We start from the raw sequence: 23,367 nt of genomic DNA, 5'->3' as shown, positions 1-23,367 counted from the left end.
CAGTGGTCACCGGTGCGGTGTGGCCTGGCTCATATCCGATCGTCACCCTGGCTGGCCCGGCCAGGCACTATGCGGCCCCGGCGCCGGCCGACGACCGGGCCACCGCGCCGACCGGTCAGGTCCGCTCACTACCCTGAGGGGCATGGCTGACCAGCTCCAGATCCCCGCTGACATCAAACCCCGTGACGGCCGCTTCGGGTGCGGCCCTTCCAAGGTCCGACCCGAACAATTACAGGCGCTGACCACCACCGCGGCGGCTCTGTTCGGCACCTCGCACCGGCAGGCTCCGGTCAAGAACCTGGTGGGCCGGGTGCGTAAGGGGGTGTCGGAGCTCTTCTCGGTGCCGGACGGGTACGAGGTCATTTTGGGCAATGGCGGTGCGACCGCGTTCTGGGACTCGGCCGCGTTCGGGCTGATCGACAAGCGCTCGCTGCACCTGACCTATGGCGAGTTCAGCTCGAAATTCGCCTCGGCGGTCGCCAACAACCCGTTCGTCGGGGATCCGATCATCGTCAAAGCCGACGCCGGTAGCGCACCGGAGCCGCAAACCGACCCATCGGTCGACGTGATCGCCTGGGCGCACAACGAGACGTCGACCGGCGTCGCGGTCGGAATCCGGCGCCCGGCCGGCTCGGGCGATGCCCTCGTCGTCATCGACGCGACATCCGGCGCCGGCGGGCTCCCCGTCGACATCAGCGACACCGATGCCTACTACTTCTCGCCGCAGAAGAACTTCGCCAGCGACGGCGGGTTGTGGCTGGCCATCATGAGCCCCGCGGCGCTGGCCCGGGTTGAGGCCATCGCCGGGTCCGGCCGCTGGGTTCCCGACTTCCTGTCGCTGCCGATCGCGATCGACAACAGCCTCAAGGACCAGACGTACAACACACCCGCGATCGGCACACTGGCGCTGATGGCCGAACAGCTCGACTGGATGCTGGGCAACGGCGGACTGGACTGGGCGGTCAAGCGCACGGCGGACTCGTCACAGCGGCTGTACTCGTGGGCGCAGGAGCGGCCCTACACGACGCCGTTCGTCACCGACCCGGCGCTGCGCTCGGCGGTGGTGGGCACGATTGACTTCGTCAACGACGTCGACGCGGCGGCAGTTGCCAAGGTTTTGCGGGCTAACGGGATCGTCGACACCGAGCCGTACCGCAAACTCGGCCGCAACCAGTTGCGGGTCGCGATGTTCCCCGCGGTCGACCCCGATGACGTCACCGCCCTGACGCAGTGCGTCGACTGGATCGTCGAACGGCTTTAACTTCCCGGCCATCATCGCGCAAACCGCCCAGCGTGTCAGCACAAGTTGTGGGCGTTAGCTGGACTAAAGTGCGGCACAGTGACGGGTCGTCGCTGACCTGCACGAAGCCTGCGAGGAGATGCCATGCGGGAACTCAAGATGGTTGGGCTCGACGCCGACAGCAAATACGTCATCTGCGAGGGTAATGATCCCGCGGAGCGGTTCAAGCTGCCGGCCGACGATCGACTGCGGGACCTGCTGCGCAAGGAAGCGGTGTCGCCGGAGCAACCGCACCTCGACATCGAAGTCACCAACATGCTGAGCCCCAAAGAGATTCAGGCCAAGATCCGGGCCGGTGCCTCCGTCGAGCAGGTCGCCGCGGCATCGGGCTCGGACATCTCACGGATCCGGCGGTTCGCCCACCCAGTGTTGCTGGAGCGCTACCGCGCCGCCGAGCTGGCAACCGCCGCGCATCCCATCCTTGCCGATGGTCCCGCGGTGATGACGCTACTGGAGACCATCAGTGCCGCGATGATCACCCGCGGACTGGACCCCAGCGGGCTCAGCTGGGACGCATGGCGCAACGAGGACAACCGCTGGACCGTGCAGTTGGCGTGGAAGGTAGGGCGTTCCGACAACCTGGCACATTTCTGCTTCATGCCCGGTGCCCACGGCGGAACGGTCACCGCGATCGACGATGGGGCCACTGAGCTGATCGACCCCACCTTCGAGCGTCCGCTGCGGCCGCTTGCCCGAGTGGCACACGTCGAGTTCGAAGAGCCCGCAGCGCCGGCGCCCGCGCAGGTGGCACCCGCCCCGACGCCGGAACCGCCGGTACACAGCCGCCGGGGCAAGCCGGTCATCCCGGCCTGGGAGGACGTGCTGCTCGGGGTGCGCTCGGGCGGACAGCGCTAGCTAGGACAGGGTGAGCGCGAGCACCGCCACCCACGCGATCGTCACGCCCACTCCCGCGCCCAGTACAAACCAGCGCAAAACCGGTGTGCGCCGCCATCCCCACAGCGTCGGTGCCAGTCCACCGGCGGCAACCACATTGAGCCCGACGGCCAACAGCGGGTGCACCCGGACCAGCCCGAGACTGAGCACCACAATGGCGGCGCCGGTCACCGTGGCGACAAACCCCGCCACCGTCAAACCCGTTGCCCAGGGCACAGACTGGGTGCGTTGGCCGAGTTTGTCGCTCACCCGCCGAGCCTAACCCGCTCGTAGAACGCCAACGCCGCGGCGGTTGCGACGTTGAGCGAGTCCGTGCCACGCGACATCGGGATGCGTACCCGCACATCGCTCAAGCGCAGGGTGGCCGGGGTCAGCCCCGGCCCTTCGGCACCCACCAGCACCGCAACCCGGTCGTCGCGCGCCGTCGCCATCGCCTCGGCCAGCGCGCACGCCCCGCCGTCCGGTGTCATCGCCAGCAGCCGGAATCCGCTCTCCTTGAGCGTCTTGAGATCGGCGGGCCAGTTCGCGCAGCGGGCATACGGCACCAGCAGCGCGTGCCCCATGGACACCCGAACTGCGCGCCCGGTAGAGCGGATCGGCGCAGCCGCTGCCGAACACCACCGCGTCCACGCCTAGGCCCGCGGCGTTGCGGAATATCGAGCCCAAGTTCTCGTGGTCGTTGACGCCTTCGAGCACAGCGATGGTTCGCGCGCCGTCGACCAATTGGGCAACGCCCGGCTCCGGCACCCGCCGCGCGGCGGCCAGCACCCCGCGGTTCAGGTGGAAGCCGACCACCTGCGCCATGACGTCGGCAGTTGTCCGGTAGAAGGGTGCCGCCTGATCCTTCGGGCCGGCCAGGTCGTCTTTGAGCTCGTCGAGCCGCCGCTCGGTGCCGAGCAGGGCATGCGGGGTGAAGCGGGACGCCAGCATGCGCTGCACGACGAGCACACCCTCGGCGATCACCAGCCCTTTCCCGGTGGGCAGATCGGGACGCCGGTCGATGCTGTTCAGGTCGCGGAAATCGTCGAGCCGCGGGTCGTCGGGGTCGTCGACGTCCTGGACATCCAGGCCCGGGCTCACGGGCTTTCGTCGACCAGCGCCAACATCAAGTCGGCCGCCTCGCGAAGGGTGGCGCGCTTATCGCCGTCCATCGTCGCGAGCTGCTCAGCCAGCCATTCCTGGCGGGCGCGCCGGGCCGCTTTGACTAATTCGGCCCCGGACTCAGAGACCGACACCAGTACCTGCCGGCCGTCGACGGGGTGTGGGGTGCGGTCCACGAAGCCCTCGTCGGCCAGCGAAGCGATCACCCTGGTCATCGACGGGGGCCGGACACGTTCGCGAATCGCCAAGGCACCCGGCGTCATCGCGCCCTCGTTGGCCAACGTCGTCAATGCCGACAGCTGAGAAAGCGACACCGGGGAGGACGGATTCCGAAACCGCAGTTGCCGTGCAAGCCGCATCACCGCCAAAGACAGGTCAGCCGCCAGTCGCGCATCGCTGTCAGGCATGGCGCGAGGTTACATCGGAACACCAGAATTCGGGCTGAGAAACGTCGAACGGTGGCCTAGGACGCATAAGCTCATACGGCCAGCGCCGCGGTGACATCGGCTGCGGGCTAGATTGATCGCGATGAGTGCCGAACCTGGCCACAGTCCCGAGCCGCCACCACTGCCGCCCGCGCTGCTGCAAGCGTGGCCGTTCATCGCGATCGGCGCCGTCGGCTGGCTGATCGCCGTGGCCGCCGCGTTTCTTGTTCCCGCCCTAGAGAGTTGGCGTCCGATCACACTGGCCGGGCTGGGAACGGGCGTGGTGGGGACGTCGGTCTTCTTGCTGCAGCTCGCGGGTGCTCGGCGTGGCGTGCGTGGCGCGCAGACAGCTCTGGACCCGTTCCTTGACCACAAGTAGCGTCCGCCAAGCGGGGTCGTGAAGAGCGTTGGTAACGAAAGGCTAGTCGGGCGAGTCCGTCGCGGCTTCCGCAGAGTCCGTCGCGGCCTCCGGTGACGCTGCGACCGCCTCCGCCGGTTCTGCGGGCTTCTCTAGCGACTCGGCAGCAGCCTCCGGCGATTCGGCCACAACCTCGGGCTCCGCTGCCGGTTGCTGCGCCGGCTCCGCCGACGCTTCGGGCGATTCTTCGGGCTGGTCGGCTACCACTACCGGTGACTCGGGTGGCTCCGGCGCAACCATGACGTCGAGGACACCGTCGTCGTACGGCTCGTACATCGGCGATCCGCTGCCCGCCGGAGCAGGCGTGTCGGAATGGGCGCCGCAGCCGTACTGCTTGTCGACGATGTGTCCGTCGGCCGACAGTTCGTTGCCGCAGACCCCGAACATCGCGCCCAGCGATCCCGCCAGCGGCAGGAAGAAGCCGCAGTCGCGGCAGAGGCGTTTGGTGGACCGCGCCATCGTCGAGTCGGGACCGTAGTCCCCGGTGTGCCATCGCTCGGCAGCGTCGGCGCGGCCCCACAGCCCCATTACCCAACGCCGGCCCAGCCCGACTTCGGCGGCGGTCTCGTCGACCTGCGGGTCGCCGCTAGAGGTGAAACCGGGGACCAGTCGCTCGTCGTTCGCGGCCGGCGGCAACAGATCGCCGGGGCTCAGGTCCCCCTGCCGCACCCGCTGGTCCCAGGGCACCCAGTCGGGTGCCAGCAGCGACGTCGGTCCCGGGACCAGCACAACTTCACTGATCGTGACCTGGTCGGCGCCGGGGTAGGCGGCTACGACGGCGGCCCACTGCCACCCGGTGTAACCGGGCAGGTGAGCCAAGAATCGATGGGTGGCGGCAGTCGGGTCCTCGAAACTGACGCCCAGGTAATCCCCGACCGCGTCTGGTCCACTGAACTCCACAACGGCCGCCCTGGCCTGGTCAACGGCACCCCTGAGCAACGCCGCCAACCCCTCGGGCCACTCGGCCACGGTTGCCACGGCGGATTCCTCGATGGGCCCGGTCGCGCTTTCTTTTCCATACATTGCGTCTCCAATACTAGGTTGGCGAGCCACGCCCGGTTGACCCTCGGCATAAGACAGAATTGATTTGTGTCTGGACAGCGGCGTGATGATCCGGGCCGTGTGGGCTCTAACCCGGGCCGACGGGCCCGCAACGGGTCGGCAAGTCCGCATCCGGGCATGGCCAACTACCCCACCGACGACGCGGACCATCGACGCACGCGCCGCCCACCGCCGCCGCCCAGCGCCAATCGCTACCTCCCGCCGCTGGGTCGCCAGAAACCGCCGAACCGCGACACCCCACCTCCGCGTCAACCTTCGCCCGGCGAACGGATCACCGTCACCCGCGCCGCGGCCCTGCGCAGCCGCGAGATGGGCTCCCGGATGTACTGGATGGTCCAGCGTGCGGCCACCGCCGATGGCGCCGACAAGTCCGGCCTGACGGCGCTGACGTGGCCGGTGGTCGCGAACTCCGCGGTCGACTCCGCGATGGCCGTCGCGCTGGCCAACACGCTGTTCTTTGCCGCGGCCAGCGGCGAGAGTAAGTCCAAAGTTGCGCTGTACCTGTTGATTACCATCGCGCCCTTCGCGGTGATCGCGCCGCTCATCGGTCCGGCGCTGGACCGTTTGCAGCACGGCCGACGCGTCGCGCTGGCTCTCTCATTCGCGCTGCGCACCGCGTTGGCAGTGCTGCTGATCATGAACTACGACGGTGCCAGCGGCAGTTTTCCGTCGTGGGTGCTCTATCCGTGCGCACTCGCAATGATGGTGTTCTCGAAGTCGTTCAGCGTGCTGCGCAGCGCGGTGACCCCGCGGGTGATGCCTCCGACCATCGACCTGGTGCGGGTCAACGCCCGGCTGACCATGTTCGCGCTGCTCGGCGGCACCATCGTCGGCGGCGCGATCGCCGGCGGCCTCGAGTTCGCCGGCACACACCTGTTGAAGCTGCCCGGAGCATTGTTCGTCGTCGTGGCGGTGACGGTGGCGGGCGCCTTCCTGTCTATGCGGATTCCGCGATGGGTCGAGGTGACCGCGGGCGAGGTCCCGGCCACCTTGAGCTATCACCAGGACAGCGAACCACCGCGACGCAGTTGGCACCACGAAGTCAAGAAGGTCAGCGGGACACTTCGACAGCCGTTGGGCCGCAACATCATTACCTCGTTATGGGGTAACTGCACCATCAAGGTAATGGTGGGCTTCTTGTTCCTGTATCCGGCGTTTGTCGCCAAAGCACACCAGGCCGACGGCTGGGCTCAGCTCGCGATGCTGGGCATCATCGGCGCCGCGGCCGGAATCGGCAACTTCGTCGGCAACTTCACCAGCGCACGGCTGAAACTCGGCAGGCCCGCTGTGCTGGTGGTGCGCTGCACCGTGGCGGTGTGCGCGGTTGCCTGGGCCGCCGCGGTGGCCGGCACCCTGGTGGCGGCCGCGATCGCCACCCTGGTCACATCCGGCGCCAGTGCAATCGCGAAGGCGTCGCTGGACGCGTCGCTGCAAGACGACCTGCCCGAGGAATCCCGGGCGTCCGGATTCGGGCGTTCGGAGTCGACGCTGCAGCTGGCCTGGGTGCTGGGCGGCGCGGTGGGCGTGATGGTCTACACCGAGCTGTGGGTAGGCTTCACGGCCGTCAGTGCGATTTTGATCCTGGGACTGGCGCAGACGGTCGTCAGCTTCCGCGGCAACTCGTTGATCCCGGGCCTCGGAGGTAACCGGCCGGTGATGGTCGAGCAGGAAGGCATCCGCCGCGACAGCGGCATGTCCGCGGCGGTGCCGGAGTGAAACGTGGCATGGTCGTGCTGCTTGCGGTCATGGTGACGCTGCTTGCGGCGGGAGCCGGAGTTGGCACCTGGTGGCTCCTGCGCAAGCCCGGCCCGCAGCGGCCGGAGATCAGCGCATATTCGCACGGACAGTTGATCCGGGTCGGACCCTACCTGTATTGCAACGTGCTCAATCTCGACGACTGTCAGCAACCGCAGGCTCAGGGCGAGCTGCGAGTCAGCGATAACTACCCGGTGCAACTCTCGGTCCCCGAAGCGATTTCGCGGGCGCCGTGGCGGCTGCTGCAGGTGTATGAGGACCCCGCCAACACCGCGACCACGATGTTTCGTCCGGGCACCCGGCTCGCCGTCACGATCCCGTCGGTCGACCCACAACGGGGACGGCTCACCGGAATAGTGGTGCAACTGCTGACCTTGGTGGTCGACCCGGCAGGTGAACTGCATGATGTCCCGCACGCGGAATGGTCCGTGCGGATGACGCACTAGCGCCGGCAACTTAAACGGCTGGTCGAGACCCTGCCCTGCAGCGATTTAGGCATGACTCCGGCTTGCCTGCGCGGCCACTGCTGAGGCAAAGTCATATACAATCATCATAATTTGATACAATCGATACGGTTCATCGGTGAGACCGTCACTGCCCCCTTTGCCGGTTGCGAGCACCGCGCGGGGCTGATGTCACCCGTCGACTGCAGCATGCGTTCGAACACAGATTGTTGGTATGGCGATATCCGTTCTCCGATGGTTAGAGGCGTGAATCTGCGAATTTATGGATGAGTTTTGACGAATCCCGTTGATTGCCTTGGTATTACCATCGTTTCGCCCGCCAGATATGGCGAGTGGTGGGCGCGCGACTGTGGTTTCGCAGTCAACACAACGATAAGGAGGTAATGCGTCGAGTTACGGAGGCCTTAACGGCCCACATATCCCTTGGTCAGGAATACGACGGTTGAATTTGACGAAAGTGAACTGCGTAGACGATATGAACTTCCAATCATCATGCGGCACAACAGGATTGCCACGTCAATCACACCATTCGGCCACCAGCTGGCATGACCCCAAGCGGTTCCTCTGGCTGCTCCCATCGGCTGTCCCACTACTTGTCTTTGTGTCATGGCTAGCCGTGCGGGCTACGGGATTCGGGACATTCTGGTGGGGCGCACCACTGTTGGCTTTCGTGGTCGTTCCGATTATCGATCACCTGGTCGGGCCGGATCGATCCAATGCTCCGGAGAACGTCGTCGCCCGCCTACAGAGCGACCGGTTTTACCGCTGGGCCACTTACCTGTATGTGCCAAATCAGTACCTAGCGCTGGTATTTGCCTGCTGGCTATGGGCCGGTGGCGGCTGGGTCACGATGAATTTCGTCGACAAAGTAGGCCTGATGACGACTGTCGGTCTCATCGGAGGCCTAGCGATCAACGCCGCCCACGAATTAGGCCACACAAGACTCCAGGCCGAACGGCAGCTGAGCAAAATCACGCTCGCCCAAACGTGGTACGGCCACTTTCTGGTTGAGCACAACCGTGGACACCATGTCCGAGTAGCCACTCCCGAAGACCCCGCCAGTGCGCGCTTACATGAGAGCGTTTACGCCTTCATTCCTCGGTCGGTGGGAGGCGGACTGCGCTCTGCGTGGAAACTGGAGGCGAGCCGCTTAGCCAAGACCGGAAGACCTTTTTGGACACCAAACAACAACTTGCTCACCGCCTGGCTGCTCAGCGCCGCACTGTTTAGCGGGCTCGCCCTATGGTTTCGCCCGGTGGTGCTGCCCTGGCTGGTAGGACAGGCGATCATCGGATTTTGTCTCCTGGAAACAGTCAACTACATCGAGCACTACGGGCTGCGGCGAAGGAAGAAACCCAGCGGGCGCTACGAACGAGTGACACCCTCCCATAGCTGGAACAGTAGTTCGCTTATCGCCAACATCTTGCTGTTCCACTTGCAACGGCACGCCGATCACCACAGCAATCCGCTGCGTAACTACCAGGTATTGCGAGATGTCGACAAAGCACCCCAGCTGCCCGGGGGGTACGCCAACATGCTGCTACTGGCCCTGTTGCCACCACTGTGGCGACGAGTGATGGATCGACGGGTACTCGACTGCTACGGCGGCGACATCCGGTTGGCTGCACTCAAGCCCGGCCTCATCACGCCGCCAGGTTAGCCAACCGATGGGCAAACATCATAAGTGCGAACCTCGTCGACATCCCGAAGTGCGCCGTTCAACACGCTCGCCGGCCTTATCGCGAAGACATTTTCTTGGTGCCGCCACCGGAATTGCCGGAGCAGCTCTCGGAGCCGACATACTTGAACTTCAAAAGCGAAGCGAGTCAAGCGTTCTGCGGCCACACTACCGAGCCATCGTGGTAGGCAGCGGCTATGGCGGCGGGGTCTCAGCGCTAAGGCTCGCCCAAGCCGGGATCGAGACCCTTATCCTGGAAAAGGGTAGATGGTGGACCTCGCCCGATCCCGATGGCAGACGCTTCTCACGAATGTTGCCGGCCGATAATCGTGCTGGCTGGTTCACGAACGTCCCGCCGAGTCTGGTGTCGTCGTACAACGGCGTTTCGGTAGAGGACGTGGCTAGACGGATTCCGTCACCGCAGCGTGTTCAGGCTGGAATCTGCCAAAAGGTCACTCAAGGGGCCCACACGATATACCGCGGAATTGCCGTTGGCGGTGGATCGATGATCAACGCGGCAATTGCCGCAATCCCGACACACGCTCAGGTTAGTCAGGCGTTCCCAGATATCGACTCCAATCTCTTCTTGGGTAAGTACACCGAACGCGCCAAGAGGATGCTGCGGATCAGCTATCGCGACATGGACTGGTTTGAGCAGACGCCTTGGTTCCAATACGCCCGAGTGGGACGCCAGTACGCGGCGAATGCCGGCTACCGCGTCGACTACAACGGCAGCGCCTACTCGTTCGACTACATGAAAAAGGAAGAGGCGGGCGAGGTTCCACGCTCAGCCTTCGATTTTGAACAACAATTCGGGAACAACTATGGCAGGTCCGGCAGTGTTGACCAGACCTACATCGCAGCCGCGTTGGCGACCGGCAAGGCCACTTTGAAGCCGCTGACCGAGGTAATCCGCATCCGGCGTGAGCGGTCGGGTCGATACGTGATCTCCATCCGCGAAATCGGCCGATACGGGGAACATGTCGGCCAGTCCGAAATCAGCTGCAACGAATTGCACCTCAACGCCGGAGTGCTCGGTACAACGGAGTTGCTACTCCGTGCGCGGGACACCGGGACTCTGCCCAATCTGAACGAAGAGATCGGCCGCGGATACGGGAACAACGGTGACACCATGGTCGCCCACGCACTTGCGCCCACCGATCCTGCGGGTACTCAGCAGTCCTTGATGGGACTGATCAATCTGGACGGGCGCGACGATCCGGATAATCCGGTATACGCCAGTATGTTCTCCATCCCGCTTCCCGTCGAGACATTCGCGTTGGGTTACTACGTCATGGTGCGGACCGGCGACCGCGCTGAGGCGGTCTATAACCCGGATTCCGACTCGATCGCTATCAACTGGCCGCGGGGTCACACCGATCACTTGCACGACAAGGCACAGGTAGTTTTCGACAAGGTCACACAAGCCAACGGCGTGGAGTATCGAGACGACCTATTCCAGGGAAATGCCTTCGCGGCCAACACTGTTCATCCGCTGGGCGGAGTTGTTCGAGGCAAAGCCACCGATGCTTACGGCAGGGTTAAAGGCTACGACAGGCTCTATGTCAACGACGCATCCCTGTTGCCGGGTTACCTGGGTTGCAACCCGTTCATGTCCATCACGGCGCTCGCAGAGCGCAACATCGAAGGAATCCTCTTAGGTCGCACTTGAGTCCGTCCACCTGTGTTGACCAGCTTCCGATCATCCTCGGGTCTCAGTCATGCGCTGTGGCCGGCCGGCACCCGCTCGCCGTCGACCGGCGGTCCGGGAGGCGTTCCGTCTCCGAAAGGATTTCCTCCCAACGTTTCCCGGCCGTGTGCGGTGAGCCAGTTGGTCAGGTAGGGGCCCTTGGGCACGATTCGGGTCGGGTTGATGTCGGCGTGCACGATGTAGTAGTGCTGTTTGATCTGGACGAAGTCGGTGGTGTCGCCGAAACCCGGCGTCTGGAATAGGTCACGCGCGTAGGCCCACAGCACCGGCATCTCGCTCAACTTGCTTCGGTTGCATTTGAAGTGCCCGTGGTAGACCGGGTCGAAGCGCGCTAGGGTGGTTAACAGTCGCACATCGGCCTCGGTGATGCTGTCGCCCAACAGGTATCGCTGGTTGGCCAGGCGATCGCTTACCCAATCCAGCGCGGTGAACAGCCGATCGTAGGCAGCCTCGTAGGCCTCCTGCGAGCCGGAGAAGCCGCACCGGTACACCCCGTTGTTGATTTCGGTATAGATCCGGTTGCTCACCTCGTCGATCTCGCCGCGCAGCCGCTCGGGGTATAGCTCGGGCGCACCGTCGCGGTGGTAGGCGGTCCACTCGGTGGACAAGTCCAGGGTCATCTGAGCGAAATCGTTGGTGACGACCGCACCGGTTCCGACGTCGACGATCGCAGGGACGGTGATCCCTTTGGGGTAGTCGGGGAAGCGCTTGAAGTAGGCGTCCTGCAGTCGCGGGATCTTCAGTACCGGGTCGACCCCACCAGGGTCGAGGTCGAATGTCCAACTGCGCTGGTCATGCGTGGGGCCGCAAAATCCAATGGAGAGAACATCTTCCAGCCCCATCAATCGCCTGACGATGATCGCGCGGTTTGCCCACGGGCAGGCACGGGCGACAACGAGCCGATACCGCCCCGGCTCCACGGGATAGCCGTCGCGCCCGTCGGCGGTGATGCGAGTGGCGATGTAGTTGGTGTCGCGGCTGTATTCGCCGGCACCGGCAACGTAGCTGGCCATGGCGACAATTCTGCTACTTGGCGACCGAGCCCGTCGACGCGGACACCTCCAGATACCGCCGAGCCAGGTTGGTCTCGGTCGACTCGCCTGCTTCCCAGTGCGCGATCCACGGCCCGGTGCCCTCCGACTGATCCACAATGCCGTCCTCCAGCCAGCTGTACCGGCCCTGGATCACCTCGCGGGTCAGCTGCACATCGCTGCTGTCGGTGTTGGTCCACAACGCGTCGAACAGCGCCTCGACTCGCAAGGTCGCTTGCTGACAGAACGCTTCGGCCAGCTGGTAAGCCTGTTGCCCCAGGACGGGGTCCGCGACACGCTGCCCCTCGGCACGCACGCATGCCGCCGACATCGCGAACAGCTCGGCGCCGATATCGACGATCCGTCCCAGGAATCCCTGCTTCTGCTCGAGTTTGGCCTGCCAGCGTGCCATCCCGTAGAAGGTGTTGCGGGCCAGCTTGCGGGTGGCGCGTTCGACAAACCGCAGATATGACGCCAGCGCACCGAACTCGCTGTATGCCCTGGGCCGCTGCCCTTCACCAAATACCAGCTGCGGCAACCACTTTGCATAGAACCCGCTGGCGCCGACCGCGGCGGCAGCCTTCTCCCGCAATTTCGTGTCAGGTTTTGCGAGGTCACCGGCGGCGCTCAAGTGGGCGTCGACGGCTTCCCGGGCGATAAGCAGCTTCATGATCTCGCTGGATCCCTCGAAGATGCGGTTGATCCGCAGGTCGCGCAGCGCCTGCTCGGCCGGTACCGCGCGCTCGCCGCGCGCCGCCAGGGATTCGGCGGTTTCGTAGCCGCGGCCACCGCGGATCTGCAGCAGCTCGTCGGCGATGACGCACGCCATTTCACTGGACCACAACTTGGCCAGCGCTGCCTCGATGCGGATGTCGTTGCGCCCTTCGTCGGCCATCTGGGCAGACAGTTCGAGCACGGCGTCGAGCGCATAGTTGGTGGCCGCGATGAACGAGATCTTGTGCGCCACCGCTTCATGTCTGGCCAACGGCTTGCCCCACTGAACCCGCTCGCCGGACCATTCGCGTGCGATCTTGAGCGCCCACTTGGACGACCCCGTCGCGTTCGCGGGGATCGAAAGCCGTCCGGCGTTGAGCGTGGTCAGCGCGATCTTCAGGCCATCACCTTCCCGCCCGATCAGGTTCTCGCTGGGTACCCGGACTGCGTGCAGTCGGGTCACACCGTTCTCGATGCCGCGCAATCCCATGAACTTGTTGCGTCGCTCCACGGTGATCCCGGGCGAGTCCGCTTCCACCACGAAAGCACTGATGCCGCCGCGATGCCCGCCGCTCTTGGGCACCCGGGCCATCACCACGAGCAGTTCGGCGACCACGCCGTTGGTGGTCCACAACTTCACGCCCTCGAGTTCGTAGGCCTGCCCGTCGTCCACCGGCGTCGCCGTAGCGGCCAGCCGCGCGGGGTCGGAACCCACGTCCGGTTCGGTGAGTAGAAATGCCGAGATGGCGCCAGCGGCACAGCGCGGCAGGAATTTCCGCTTCTGCTCGTCGGTGCCGGCGAGCTTCAGCGGCTCAGGCACCCCGATCGACTGGTGCGCCGACAGCAGCGCACCGAGACTGGGATGGACCGACGAAATCATCATCAACGCCCGGTTATAGGCGACTTGCGACATGTTCAGTCCGCCGTATTCGGACGGAATCTTCATGCCGAAACAACCCAATTCGGCCAAGCCCTTGACGTATTCATCGGGAATCTGCGCATCGCGCTCGATGACACTGCCGTCAACGGTGTTCAGGAATTCCCGTACTTGGGCCAGAAACGCGCGGGTGCGTGCCTCATCGGCTTCAGACGGTTTGGGGAACGGGTGTATCAGCTCCAATGGAAAATGACCGAGAAACAGCTCTTTGGCGAAGGACGGTTTATCCCAACCACTTTCGCGAGACTCTTCGGCGAGAGCTCTCGCCTGTTCCTCGGTGACCTGCGCCTGCTGTGCCATCGCAGCCTCCTCGCTACATGATTATCGCGAGGATGGAGTACCCAAACTTAGACGCGGTACTCGGTCCGAGTTAGGCGTCGAGCTCCCGGGCCACCGCCTTGACAACCTCGGAGACGCGACGCGCCACCTTGCGATCGGGGTAACGCCCCTTCCGCAATTCGGGCTGCACCGCACTCTCCAGCAGCGTGATCATGTCCTCGACCATGCCGTGCAGCTCATCGGGCCCGTGTTTGTGCTCGACCGGCGTCTCGCGGCGCGTCTTGGCAAGGGTGGGCGGCGGATCGATCAGCTTGAGACTCAACGCCTGCGGTCCGCGCCGGCCAGAAGCCAAGCCGAACTCCACCTTCTGTCCTGCCTTGAGGCCCTCCACACCCTCGGGCAACGCCGACGAGCGGACGTAAACGTCCTCGCCCTCTTCCTGCGACAGGAAGCCGAACCCTTTTTCGGCGTCGTACCACTTAACCTTGCCGGTCGGCACTGGTCTCACCTGCTTGTCTGAAGGAATAACTAGGAATGGACACACAAGAAGCGTCCCGCCTGTGCAGGACGCGATGCGGATTCAGATCCTACTCGGGTGGTTGGGCGGCAAGCACGCCAGTTTCGGTGTTACTCGCTAGGCTGGCAGTACTGCTGGAGGAGATATGCGCCTGATTCTGAACATAATCTGGCTTGTATTCGGCGGCCTCTGGATGGCCGTCGGATACCTCGTTGCGGCGCTCGTCAGCTTCTTGCTCATCATCACGGTTCCGTTCGGGTTTGCGTCGCTGCGCATCGCCTCGTACGCGTTATGGCCATTCGGCCGGACGATCGTCGACAAGCCGACCGCCGGAACCGGCGCACTGATCGGGAATGTCATCTGGATACTGCTGTTCGGCGTCTGGCTGGCGATCGGTCATCTGGTGAGCGCGGCGGCCATGGCGGCGACGATCATCGGGATTCCGCTGGCGCTGGCCAACCTCAAATTGATCCCGGTATCGCTGATGCCGCTGGGCAAGGAGATCGTTCCGGTTGGTTCGCCGGCTCCACTCGCACGGGTGCCCGCATGACGCTGACCGCACTGGGTGTGCCGACGGTGCGGAGCCCGACGGGCGGCCCACCGCTGGACGCCTCGGATGTACCGACCGAAGGCCCGCTGCTCGACACCTACGGCAGGGCCGCCACCGATCTGCGCGTGTCGCTGACCGATCGCTGCAACCTGCGGTGCAGCTACTGCATGCCGGCCGAAGGCCTGGACTGGCTGCCCGGCCAGGCGCTGCTGCGACCCGATGAGCTGGCCCGCCTGATGCATATCGCCGTGACCCGACTCGGTGTAACCAGCGTGCGTTTTACCGGAGGTGAGCCGCTGTTGGCCCGCCACCTCGAAGAGGTGGTCGCTGCGGCAGCCGGATTGCGGCCTCGTCCCGAGATCTCGGTGACCACCAACGCCGTCGGGCTCGCGCGCCGGGCCGCCGGGCTGGCCGCGGCGGGACTGGATCGGGTCAACATTTCGCTGGACAGCGTGAATCGGGATCGCTTCGCGGCGATCACCCGCCGGGACCGGCTCGCGGACGTGCTGGCCGGTCTGGCCGCCGCCAAGGCAGCGGGGCTGACGCCGGTCAAAGTCAACGCCGTGCTGGATCCCGCCACCGGCCGCGAGGATGTCGTTGAGCTGCTGGGGTTCTGCCTCGAGCACGACTACCAGCAGTTGCGCGTCATCGAACAGATGCCGCTCGACGCCGGGCACCGATGGCGCCGCGATGCGGCGCTGACGGCCGACGACGTGCTGGCGGCGCTGCTGCCGCACTTCCGGCTGCGTCGGGACCCGGCGCCGCGTGGTTCAGCGCCGGCCGAGCTCTGGCTGGCCGATACCGGCCCGAATACACCGGCCGGAAAGTTCGGCGTCATCGCCTCGGTGTCGCACGCCTTCTGCTCGACCTGTGATCGCACCCGCCTGACGGCCGACGGCCAGATCCGCAGCTGCCTGTTCTCCACCGACGAGACCGACCTGCGAGGCCTGCTGCGCGGCGGGGCGTCCGACGACGCGATCGAGGCCGCCTGGCGCACCGCGATGTGGGGCAAGCCCGCCGGCCATGGAATCAACGATCCGAACTTCGTCCAGCCCGCCCGCCCGATGAGCGCGATCGGTGGCTGAGCTCCCCGTCGATGCGGACGGCATCGAGGTGACGATCCGCTACTTCGCGGCCGCCCGCGCTGCGGCCGGAGCCGAATCGCAAATGGTGGTGCTGCGTGAGGGCGCCACGATGGCCGAGTTGGTTGAAGGACTCGCGGTTCCGGGTACCCAGCTCGCAACCGTGTTGAGCCGATGCTCGTATCTCTGCGACGGCATCGCGGTTCGCGACGAGACCAAAGCGTTGCGGTCAGGTAACACGATTGACGTGTTACCACCGTTCGCTGGCGGTTGATTTTGTGAGATAGCTCACGTAACGGAATGATAACGGCGCGGACACGGCCCGATATCGGGCTGCGTTGACCTGCGCAGATTCTAGATGCTCCTGCAGCTTTCGAAGATGTCCGGACGGGCAACGCCGGGTAGCGCAGAAGGTGACGGGGCCAACAGAACCGGTTACCGTCTCCGGAGGCTCGCCCAGCTAAACCGAGTGGCGTTCCTCCCCTGCCCGTCGCGCCGAGCTCCATCCAATGGGCGGGGGACACCGAAATGTGGATGGAGACGGGGGACCCACCGGTCCGCCGGACTGGAGTCGCTTGCGACTCCTTGGGGTGAAGCCGACGTCGGCTCTTGGGAGATGACGTTGGCCGGGTGGCCTCTCTAACCCGAACCCGACAGCTGACCTCGCAGGCGCGTGAAGAGAGGAAACTTTCGGCGCGTATGGGACGTCACCGCAAGCCCACGACATCCAACATCAGCGTCGCCAAGATCGCCTTTACCGGGGCGGTACTTGGGGGCGGCAGCATCGCAATGGCTGGTCAAGCAGCCGCTGCCACGGATGGCGAATGGGACCAGGTAGCCCGATGCGAATCGGGTGGTAACTGGGGAATCAACACCGGCAACGGCTATTTCGGCGGCGTGCAGTTCAACGCCGGCACCTGGGCCTCGCATGGCGGCCGCGAGTACGCCCCGTCGGCTCAGCTGGCCACCAAGGAACAGCAGATCGCGGTCGCTGAACGAGTACTCGCGACGCAGGGCCGGGGCGCCTGGCCCGTGTGCGGTGGCGGGCTGTCGGCTCCCACTCCGCGCGATGTCGTTCCCGCACCGGCCGGTCTCGACGTGCCGGGCCTCAACGGCGACCCGGGCCCACTGGCTCCGCCTCCGCCAGACGCGCCTCCGCCGGACGCTCCTCCCCCGCCCGCTGACTCACCCGCGCCGGTGCAGCTGGCGTCCTTCGACCAACCGGCGCCCCCCGCGGATCTGCCGCCGGCCCCGCCCGCGGACGCACCACCACCGGCAGACGCCATGCCGCCCGCGCCTCCCGCAGACGCACCACCACCGGCAGACGCCATGCCGCCCGCGCCTCCCGCAGACGCACCACCACCGGCAGACGCCATGCCGCCCGCGCCGCCCGCAGACGTGCCCCCGGCTCCCGGCGACGCCAACGGGGCGCCCGCCGCACCGCAGCAGGCCGCCGGGGTCGGCTACACCCAGAAAGTGTGGGACGCGATCCGCGGCGAGGACGTCAACGGCAACGATGCGCTGGACGCGCTGGCGCTGTCGGCTCCCGCCAACTGACCACACTGACGCTGGATCGGATTTGGCGCTAAGCCGAACCCACCCATTCCTCGGTTCCGTCATCGAAGAACTGGTGCTTCCACACCGGTAACCGCGCCTTGATGGTGTCGACCAGCTGGGCGCAGGTGGTGAATGCCGCTTGTCGGTGGTCGGCGGCGACCGCGACCACCAGTGCTGCCTCTCCGATCTGCAGCGCGCCAATCCGGTGGCTGGCCGCGACCGCGCGCACGCCGCCGGATGCCTCGGCGACCTCGGCCACCACCTCCGCCATCACCTGGGCGGCCGACGGATGCGCGGAGTACTCCAGCCGCACCACCCGACGTCCCTCGTCGTGGTCGCGAATCATGCCGACGAACCCGACGATGGCCCCGGCCGAGCGATGGCCTACCAGCTCTTCATGCTGGTCCAAAGAAATGGGCTGCTCGGTCATCGCGGCCCGCAGGACGATGGTCATCGCTCGTGGTCTTTGCCGGCGATCTGATCGAGGGCATGGTCGAGCACGTCGGCAAGCACCCCCAGCCCATCGCGTACGCCGCCGGGCGATCCCGGGAGGTTGACGATCAAGGTCGCACCGGCCACACCGCACACACCGCGCGACAGCACCGAGGTCGGCACTTTGGGGAGTCCGGAGTGGCGAATCGCATCGGCCAAGCCGGGAATCATGTAGTCCACCACAGCCACGGTCTGATCCGGGGTGGTGTCGGTGGGCGAGATACCCGTGCCACCGGTCGTGAGGATGACGTCGACATCGTCGTCGAGTGCACCGCGCAGTGCCTCGCCAACCGGGTTCCCGTCGGCGACCACTTCCGGGTCTGCAGCCGAAAATCCATGCTGCTCAAGCCATTCAGCAATGATTGGCCCGCACTTGTCGGTGTAAACACCGCCTGAGGCCCGAGTCGAGGCGACAATGATGCGCGCGGATCGAGGACTCATGACCGCACCCAATTTCCGGTCTTGCCACCCTCCTTGCGGAGCACACGGACGTCATCGATACGGGCCGCCGGGTCAACCGCTTTGATCATGTCGTAAAGCGTAAGCGCGGCCACGCTGACGGCGGTCAGCGCCTCCATCTCCACGCCCGTACGGTCGGTGCTGCGCACCGTTGCGACGATCTCGATATCCGACTCGGCAACGGTGAAGTTCACGTCGACTCCGGTAAGCGCGAGCTGGTGACACAACGGGATCAGGTCGCTGGTGCGTTTGGCCGCCAGGATGCCCGCCACCCGGGCCGTCGCCAGAGCATCACCTTTTGGCAGCCCGCCGCTGGAGACCAGCGCCACCACCTGACGGGAGGTCCGCAAAGAGCCCGCGGCAACGGCGGTGCGCTTGGTGGCTCCCTTTTCGGTGACGTCGACCATGTGTGCCGCTCCCCGTTCGTCGAGGTGCGACAGTGCGTCCGGGCGGGATTCCTCCGACTGCCTGGCCTTCGCAGGCCTGGACGCTCCGGATGCCCCAGCCATCCCGGTGCTACCTACCGGTTGATGACCGTGACCGGGTGGACGTAGGGCAGATGGTCGGACTCCACGGGGAACACCAAGTCGCCAAACGGCGACAGTGCACCGGTGCGGTCGGTCACCAGCTCGCTTACCGCATGGTCGTCGGGGTCCGTCGTCGGCCAGCCGTTGTCGACGTACTGGGCTTTACCCGCGTTACCCTCAGCAATGTCAGCCACGCCGTCCATTCTGACAGGTCGCGTACGCGCGCGTGTCGCTAGTCGGAATGCCCGGTCCGCCATCGGCGCCGCCTGGGGATCCGCGAGCTGCTTTACGCTGGTCAGCGATGACCGACAACACCCCGGATATCCCGCTGGGGTCCTGGCTGGCCGACTTGCCTGACGAGCGGCTGATCCGACTGCTGGAACTACGGCCAGACCTTGCCCAGCCGCCACCCGGCAGCATCGCGGCCCTAGCCGCGCGCGCCGGGGCTCGACAGTCGGTCAAAGCTGCCACCGACGAGCTCGACTTCCTGCGGCTGGCAGTACTCGACGCGCTGCTGGTGCTGCATGCGGACACCGCTGCGGTGCCGACGGCGAAGCTGCTGGCGCTGATCGGCGACCGGGCCCCCGCCGCCGACGTGATCGACGCGTTGAACGATCTACGGCAGCGTGCCCTGGTGTGGGGCGATACCGCGACGCGGTTGGCCGCCGACGCCGGCATCGCGTTGCCGTGGCATCCGGGCCAGGTGACGCTCGAGGACACGTCGCGCACCGGCGAACAGATTTCGGAGCTGATCGACGGCCTCGACCACGCGCAGCAGGAGGTGCTGGACAAGCTGCTCGAAGGATCTCCGATGGGGCGCACCCGCGACGCCGCGCCCGGCGCCCCCGTGGATCGGCCGGTGCCGCAATTGCTGGCGATGGGACTGCTGCGCCGGGTCGACGCCGAGACGGTGATCTTGCCGCGCCACGTCGCGCAGGTGCTGCGCGGCGAGCAGCCCGGCCCGATGCAGCTGACCGCCCCCGACCCGGTGGTGTCCACCACCACGTCCGGCGACGTGGACGCCGCGGCCGCCGGGGCCGTCATCGACCTGCTGCGTGAATTCGACGTGCTGCTGGAAAGCGTTGGCACCACACCGGTTTCCGAGCTGCGCAGCGGCGGCCTGGGAGTTCGCGAAGTCAAGCGGCTGGCCAAAGCAACCGGCATTGACGAACAGCGGCTGGGCCTGGTTCTCGAGGTCGCGGCCGCGGCCGGTCTGATCGCCAGCGGCACGCCCGATCCCGAACCGGAAAACAGCGACGGCCTGTACTGGGCGCCGACGGTGGCCGCCGACCGCTTCGCCGCGATGTCCGCGGCCGAACGGTGGCACCAGGTGGCCAGCGCATGGCTTGACCTTCCGGGCCGCCCCGCGCTGATCGGCGGGCGCGGCCCGGACGGCAAACCGTATGCGGCCCTGTCCGAATCGCTGTACTCGACGGCGGCTCCGCTGGATCGGCACTTGCTGCTGAGCACGCTCGCCGACCTGCCCACTGGCTCCGGCGTGAACGCGGCCACCGTGTCGGCGGCGCTGATCTGGCGGCGCCCGCGCTGGACCAGGCGGCTGCAGCCGGGCCCCGTGGCCGATCTGCTGGCCGAAGGCCACGCTATGGGTCTGGTGGGCCGCGGCGCGATCAGCACGCCCGGCCGCGCGCTGCTGACCGAAACCGTCGACTTCTCCGCCACGGTGGATGCGATGGCGCGGGCACTGCCCAAGCCGATCGATCACTTCCTGATGCAGGCCGACTTGACTGTTGTGGTGCCCGGCCCGCTGCAACGCGATCTTGCCGATGAACTGGCGACGGTGGCCAACGTCGAATCGGCAGGGGCGGCGATGGTGTACCGCATCAGCGAGCAGTCGATCCGGCACGCACTCGATGTGGGGAAGACCCGCGACTGGATGCACACATTTTTCGCGGACCACTCCAAAACATCAGTACCGCAAGGACTTACGTACCTCATCGACGACGTCGCACGCCGGCACGGTCAGCTGCGCATCGGCATGGCCGCGTCTTTCGTGCGCTGCGAGGACCCAGCGCTGCTGGCTCAGGCGGTGGCGGCCGGCGAGGATATGCAGCTGCGAGCCCTGGCCCCGACGGTGGCGGTGTCCCCCGCACCGATCGCCGAGATGCTCGCGGTGCTTCGGGCCGCGGGCTTCGTCCCGGCCGCCGAAGACTCCACCGGCGCCATCGTCGACGTTCGCCCGCTGCGGGCTCGGGTGCCCACGCCGCAGCAACGTCGGCCCTACCGCACGTCGCCGCGGCCGAACAACGAGACACTGAACGCGGTCGTCTCGGTGCTTCGCAAGGTGACCACCGCACCGTTCGGCAACAGCCGCGTCGACCCGGCGGTGGCGATGTCGCTGCTGGCCGATGCGGCCAAGAATCAGGACACGCTGGTGATCGGCTACCTCGACGCCGCGGGGGTGGCCAGCCAGCGGATGGTGTCGCCGATCGCCATACGAGGCGGGCAGTTGGTGGCCTTCGATTCGGCGTTGGGACGGCTGCGTGACTTCGCTATCCACCGCATCACTTCGGTGGTGTCGGCCGACAACCGATAATGGGTGATATGACCGACGGACCATTGATCGTGCAGTCCGACAAGACGGTGCTGCTGGAAGTGGACCATGAGCAGGCCGACGGTGCCCGCGCCGCCATCGCGCCGTTCGCCGAGCTCGAGCGCGCACCCGAGCACGTGCACACCTATCGCATCACTCCCCTGGCGCTGTGGAACGCCCGCGCCGCCGGCCACGATGCCGAGCAGGTCGTCGATGCCCTGGTCAGTTTCTCCCGCTACGCGGTACCGCAGCCGTTGTTGGTCGACATCGTCGACACCATGGCCCGGTACGGCCGGCTGCAACTGGTCAAGCACCCGGCGCATGGCCTGACCCTGGTGAGCCTGGACCGTGCGGTGCTCGAGGAAGTACTGCGCAATAAGAAGATCGCACCGATGCTGGGTGCCCGGATCGACGACGACACCGTCATCGTCCACGGCAGTGAGCGCGGTCGGGTCAAGCAGATGCTGCTTAAAATCGGTTGGCCCGCAGAGGATCTCGCCGGCTACGTCGATGGCGAAGCGCATCCCATCAAGCTGGACCTGGATGACTGGGAGCTACGCGATTACCAGCGGCTGGCCACGGACTCGTTTTGGGCCGGCGGCTCCGGGGTGGTGGTGCTTCCGTGCGGCGCCGGCAAGACGCTGGTCGGTGCGGCCGCAATGGCGAAAGCCAGTGCGACGACACTGATTTTGGTGACCAACATCGTGGCCGCCCGGCAATGGAAACGAGAACTCGTCGCACGCACCTCGCTGAGCGAGGAGGAAATCGGCGAATACTCCGGCGAACGCAAGGAAATCCGGCCCGTCACCATCTCGACCTACCAGATGATCACCCGCCGGAGTAAAGGCGAATACCGCCACCTGGAACTCTTCGACAGTCGCGACTGGGGGCTGATCATCTACGACGAGGTGCACTTGCTGCCCGCACCGGTGTTCCGGATGACCGCCGATCTGCAATCGAAACGCCGGCTTGGCCTCACCGCCACGTTGATCCGCGAAGACGGCCGCGAGGGTGACGTGTTCTCTCTGATCGGCCCGAAACGCTATGACGCTCCATGGAAGGACATCGAGGCGCAAGGCTGGATCGCGCCGGCGGAGTGCGTCGAAGTCCGGGTCACTATGACCGACAACGAGCGAATGATGTACGCCACCGCCGAACCCGAAGAGCGCTACAAGCTCTGCTCGACGGTGCACACCAAAATCGCGGTGGTCAAGTCGATTCTGAATAAACACCCCGGCGAGCAGACCCTGGTGATCGGCGCCTGCCTGGATCAGCTCGACAAGCTCGGTGCCGAGCTGAACGCCCCGGTGATCCAGGGGTCCACCAAAACCAAGGAACGCGAGGCATTGTTCGACGCATTCCGCACCGGCGAGATATCGACGCTGGTCGTGTCCAAAGTCGCCAACTTCTCCATCGACTTACCCGAAGCATCCGTGGCGGTGCAGGTTTCGGGCACGTTCGGTTCGCGCCAGGAGGAGGCGCAACGACTGGGGCGGCTACTGCGCCCGAAGGCCGACGGCGGCGGCGCCATCTTCTACTCGGTGGTGGCCCGCGACAGCCTGGACGCCGAATACGCCGCGCACCGGCAGCGCTTCCTGGCCGAGCAGGGCTACGGCTACATCATTCGCGACGCGGATGACCTTCTGGGACCGGCGATTTAGGGAGCGAAACGATACTCCGGCGGCGGCGGAGCATCGGGGTTTAACCACCGTGACCGCGCCAGCACCGCCCACCTGAATTCGGCAAGCACCCAAGCCGCGTATCCGGGGCAACAGAGATGTGTCACCGGTGACGAAAGCGCGTATGCGTTCGCGGCCGCCGCTGCGGCACGTTTTGCGATCCTGGCAAAGCTGTAATACAGTT

22 protein-coding genes, 2 pseudogenes and 1 riboswitch are annotated in these 23,367 nt (G+C 65.8%); of the genes and pseudogenes, 13 read left to right on the top strand and 11 right to left on the bottom strand.

The features are described 5' to 3' along the window. Positions 1 to 142 precede the first annotated feature (142 nt). Together serC and sepH are read left to right on the top strand one after the other, a co-directional pair. Positions 143 to 1,261: a phosphoserine transaminase gene (serC, locus tag H7K34_RS13115; protein WP_264062364.1), complete on the top strand. Its 1,119-nt coding sequence runs from the start codon at positions 143 to 145 to the stop codon at positions 1,259 to 1,261. 123 nt (positions 1,262 to 1,384) lie between these two features. Then, entirely contained in the window at positions 1,385 to 2,155 is a 771-nt protein-coding gene (gene sepH / locus H7K34_RS13110; RefSeq protein ID WP_264062363.1) for a septation protein SepH, read from the top strand. Here the strand turns inward: sepH and H7K34_RS13105 are convergent, their stop codons facing one another. The 3 genes and pseudogenes from H7K34_RS13105 to H7K34_RS13095 form a co-directional block, all read right to left on the bottom strand. Next, entirely contained in the window at positions 2,156 to 2,443 is a 288-nt protein-coding gene (locus H7K34_RS13105; RefSeq protein ID WP_264062361.1) for a DUF2537 domain-containing protein, read from the bottom strand. Next, positions 2,440 to 3,274: pseudogene (locus H7K34_RS13100) on the bottom strand (TrmH family RNA methyltransferase). Before H7K34_RS13100 ends, H7K34_RS13105 begins: the two are co-directional and overlap by 4 nt. After that, positions 3,271 to 3,702, bottom strand: coding sequence for an Rv0880 family HTH-type transcriptional regulator (locus tag H7K34_RS13095; RefSeq protein WP_264062359.1), 432 nt, complete (start codon positions 3,700 to 3,702; stop codon positions 3,271 to 3,273). The pseudogene H7K34_RS13100 and the gene H7K34_RS13095 overlap by 4 nt, the downstream one beginning before the upstream one ends. A 121-nt stretch (positions 3,703 to 3,823) precedes the next feature. Between H7K34_RS13095 and H7K34_RS13090 the strand changes: the two genes are divergently transcribed. Next, positions 3,824 to 4,099: a DUF2530 domain-containing protein gene (locus H7K34_RS13090; RefSeq protein WP_264062357.1), complete on the top strand. Its 276-nt coding sequence runs from the start codon at positions 3,824 to 3,826 to the stop codon at positions 4,097 to 4,099. Positions 4,100 to 4,366: 267 nt separating this feature from the next. On the opposite strand, the pseudogene H7K34_RS13085 reads toward H7K34_RS13090, so the two are convergent. Beyond that, positions 4,367 to 5,161: pseudogene (locus tag H7K34_RS13085) on the bottom strand (DUF3027 domain-containing protein); the annotation flags it as partial. Between the two features lie 99 nt (positions 5,162 to 5,260). Here H7K34_RS13085 and H7K34_RS13080 point away from each other — a divergent pair. The 4 genes from H7K34_RS13080 (at position 5,261) to H7K34_RS13065 (ending at position 10,769) form a co-directional block, all read left to right on the top strand. Beyond that, positions 5,261 to 6,916: an MFS transporter gene (locus tag H7K34_RS13080; RefSeq protein WP_264062473.1), complete on the top strand. Its 1,656-nt coding sequence runs from the start codon at positions 5,261 to 5,263 to the stop codon at positions 6,914 to 6,916. Continuing rightward, positions 6,913 to 7,401 carry a DUF2771 domain-containing protein gene (locus H7K34_RS13075; RefSeq protein WP_264062355.1) on the top strand — a complete coding sequence of 163 codons (489 nt, stop codon included), beginning with the start codon at positions 6,913 to 6,915 and terminating at the stop codon, positions 7,399 to 7,401. The genes H7K34_RS13080 and H7K34_RS13075 overlap by 4 nt, the downstream gene beginning before the upstream one ends. A 493-nt stretch (positions 7,402 to 7,894) precedes the next feature. Then, positions 7,895 to 9,079: an alkane 1-monooxygenase gene (locus H7K34_RS13070; RefSeq protein WP_264062354.1), complete on the top strand. Its 1,185-nt coding sequence runs from the start codon at positions 7,895 to 7,897 to the stop codon at positions 9,077 to 9,079. A 523-nt stretch (positions 9,080 to 9,602) separates the two neighbouring features. Continuing rightward, positions 9,603 to 10,769, top strand: a complete 1,167-nt coding sequence (locus tag H7K34_RS13065) for a GMC oxidoreductase (protein WP_264062352.1) — start codon at positions 9,603 to 9,605, stop codon at positions 10,767 to 10,769. A gap of 47 nt (positions 10,770 to 10,816) precedes the next feature. On the opposite strand, the gene H7K34_RS13060 is transcribed toward H7K34_RS13065, so the two are convergent. The 3 genes from H7K34_RS13060 to H7K34_RS13050 all read right to left on the bottom strand — a co-directional run bounded on the left by H7K34_RS13060 (position 10,817) and on the right by H7K34_RS13050 (position 14,268). Next, entirely contained in the window at positions 10,817 to 11,821 is a 1,005-nt protein-coding gene (locus H7K34_RS13060) for a glutathione S-transferase family protein (protein ID WP_264062350.1), read from the bottom strand. Positions 11,822 to 11,834: 13 nt separating this feature from the next. Continuing rightward, on the bottom strand, positions 11,835 to 13,790 hold the full coding sequence (locus tag H7K34_RS13055; RefSeq protein WP_264062348.1) for an acyl-CoA dehydrogenase family protein: 1,956 nt from the start codon (positions 13,788 to 13,790) through the stop codon (positions 11,835 to 11,837). Between the two features lie 70 nt (positions 13,791 to 13,860). Beyond that, on the bottom strand, positions 13,861 to 14,268 hold the full coding sequence (locus tag H7K34_RS13050; protein WP_108924611.1) for a cold-shock protein: 408 nt from the start codon (positions 14,266 to 14,268) through the stop codon (positions 13,861 to 13,863). Between the two features lie 163 nt (positions 14,269 to 14,431). On the opposite strand from H7K34_RS13050, the gene H7K34_RS13045 reads away from it, so the two are divergent. From H7K34_RS13045 to H7K34_RS13030, 4 genes are all read left to right on the top strand, one after another. Next, positions 14,432 to 14,836, top strand: coding sequence for a YccF domain-containing protein (locus H7K34_RS13045; RefSeq protein ID WP_264062345.1), 405 nt, complete (start codon positions 14,432 to 14,434; stop codon positions 14,834 to 14,836). Further along, on the top strand, positions 14,833 to 15,921 hold the full coding sequence (gene moaA, locus H7K34_RS13040) for a GTP 3',8-cyclase MoaA (protein WP_264062342.1): 1,089 nt from the start codon (positions 14,833 to 14,835) through the stop codon (positions 15,919 to 15,921). Before H7K34_RS13045 ends, moaA begins: the two co-directional genes overlap by 4 nt. Continuing rightward, positions 15,914 to 16,192 (top strand): MoaD/ThiS family protein, encoded by a 279-nt coding sequence (locus H7K34_RS13035; RefSeq protein WP_264062340.1) that lies wholly within the window; start codon positions 15,914 to 15,916, stop codon positions 16,190 to 16,192. The genes moaA and H7K34_RS13035 overlap by 8 nt, the downstream gene beginning before the upstream one ends. A gap of 237 nt (positions 16,193 to 16,429) precedes the next feature. Further along, positions 16,430 to 16,606, top strand: a riboswitch (cyclic di-AMP (ydaO/yuaA leader). Between the two features lie 11 nt (positions 16,607 to 16,617). Further along, positions 16,618 to 17,475 (top strand): transglycosylase family protein, encoded by an 858-nt coding sequence (locus tag H7K34_RS13030; RefSeq protein ID WP_264062338.1) that lies wholly within the window; start codon positions 16,618 to 16,620, stop codon positions 17,473 to 17,475. Positions 17,476 to 17,503: 28 nt separating this feature from the next. Here the strand turns inward: H7K34_RS13030 and H7K34_RS13025 are convergent, their stop codons facing one another. The 4 genes from H7K34_RS13025 to H7K34_RS13010 are packed head-to-tail and all read right to left on the bottom strand — an operon-like array spanning position 17,504 to position 19,147. Beyond that, positions 17,504 to 17,929, bottom strand: coding sequence for a molybdenum cofactor biosynthesis protein MoaE (locus H7K34_RS13025; protein WP_264062337.1), 426 nt, complete (start codon positions 17,927 to 17,929; stop codon positions 17,504 to 17,506). Further along, positions 17,926 to 18,408 carry a MogA/MoaB family molybdenum cofactor biosynthesis protein gene (locus H7K34_RS13020; protein WP_108925851.1) on the bottom strand — a complete coding sequence of 161 codons (483 nt, stop codon included), beginning with the start codon at positions 18,406 to 18,408 and terminating at the stop codon, positions 17,926 to 17,928. The genes H7K34_RS13025 and H7K34_RS13020 overlap by 4 nt, the downstream gene beginning before the upstream one ends. Beyond that, on the bottom strand, positions 18,405 to 18,935 hold the full coding sequence (moaC, locus tag H7K34_RS13015; protein WP_264062334.1) for a cyclic pyranopterin monophosphate synthase MoaC: 531 nt from the start codon (positions 18,933 to 18,935) through the stop codon (positions 18,405 to 18,407). Before moaC ends, H7K34_RS13020 begins: the two co-directional genes overlap by 4 nt. 11 nt (positions 18,936 to 18,946) lie before the next feature. Beyond that, entirely contained in the window at positions 18,947 to 19,147 is a 201-nt protein-coding gene (locus tag H7K34_RS13010; protein ID WP_264062333.1) for a hypothetical protein, read from the bottom strand. A gap of 107 nt (positions 19,148 to 19,254) precedes the next feature. Here H7K34_RS13010 and H7K34_RS13005 point away from each other — a divergent pair, with 107 nt between their 5' ends. Together H7K34_RS13005 and H7K34_RS13000 are read left to right on the top strand one after the other, a co-directional pair. Beyond that, positions 19,255 to 21,507: a helicase-associated domain-containing protein gene (locus H7K34_RS13005; protein ID WP_264062332.1), complete on the top strand. Its 2,253-nt coding sequence runs from the start codon at positions 19,255 to 19,257 to the stop codon at positions 21,505 to 21,507. An 8-nt stretch (positions 21,508 to 21,515) separates the two neighbouring features. After that, positions 21,516 to 23,165 (top strand): DNA repair helicase XPB, encoded by a 1,650-nt coding sequence (locus H7K34_RS13000; protein WP_264062330.1) that lies wholly within the window; start codon positions 21,516 to 21,518, stop codon positions 23,163 to 23,165. Positions 23,166 to 23,367: the final 202 nt, after the last annotated feature.

The sequence above is a fragment of the Mycobacterium montefiorense genome (genome assembly GCF_025823255.1).
GTDB classification, from domain to species: domain Bacteria; phylum Actinomycetota; class Actinomycetes; order Mycobacteriales; family Mycobacteriaceae; genus Mycobacterium; species Mycobacterium montefiorense.
The sequence above is the reverse complement of the archived record's forward strand: the minus strand, read 5'-3'. Positions and strand labels throughout refer to the sequence as shown.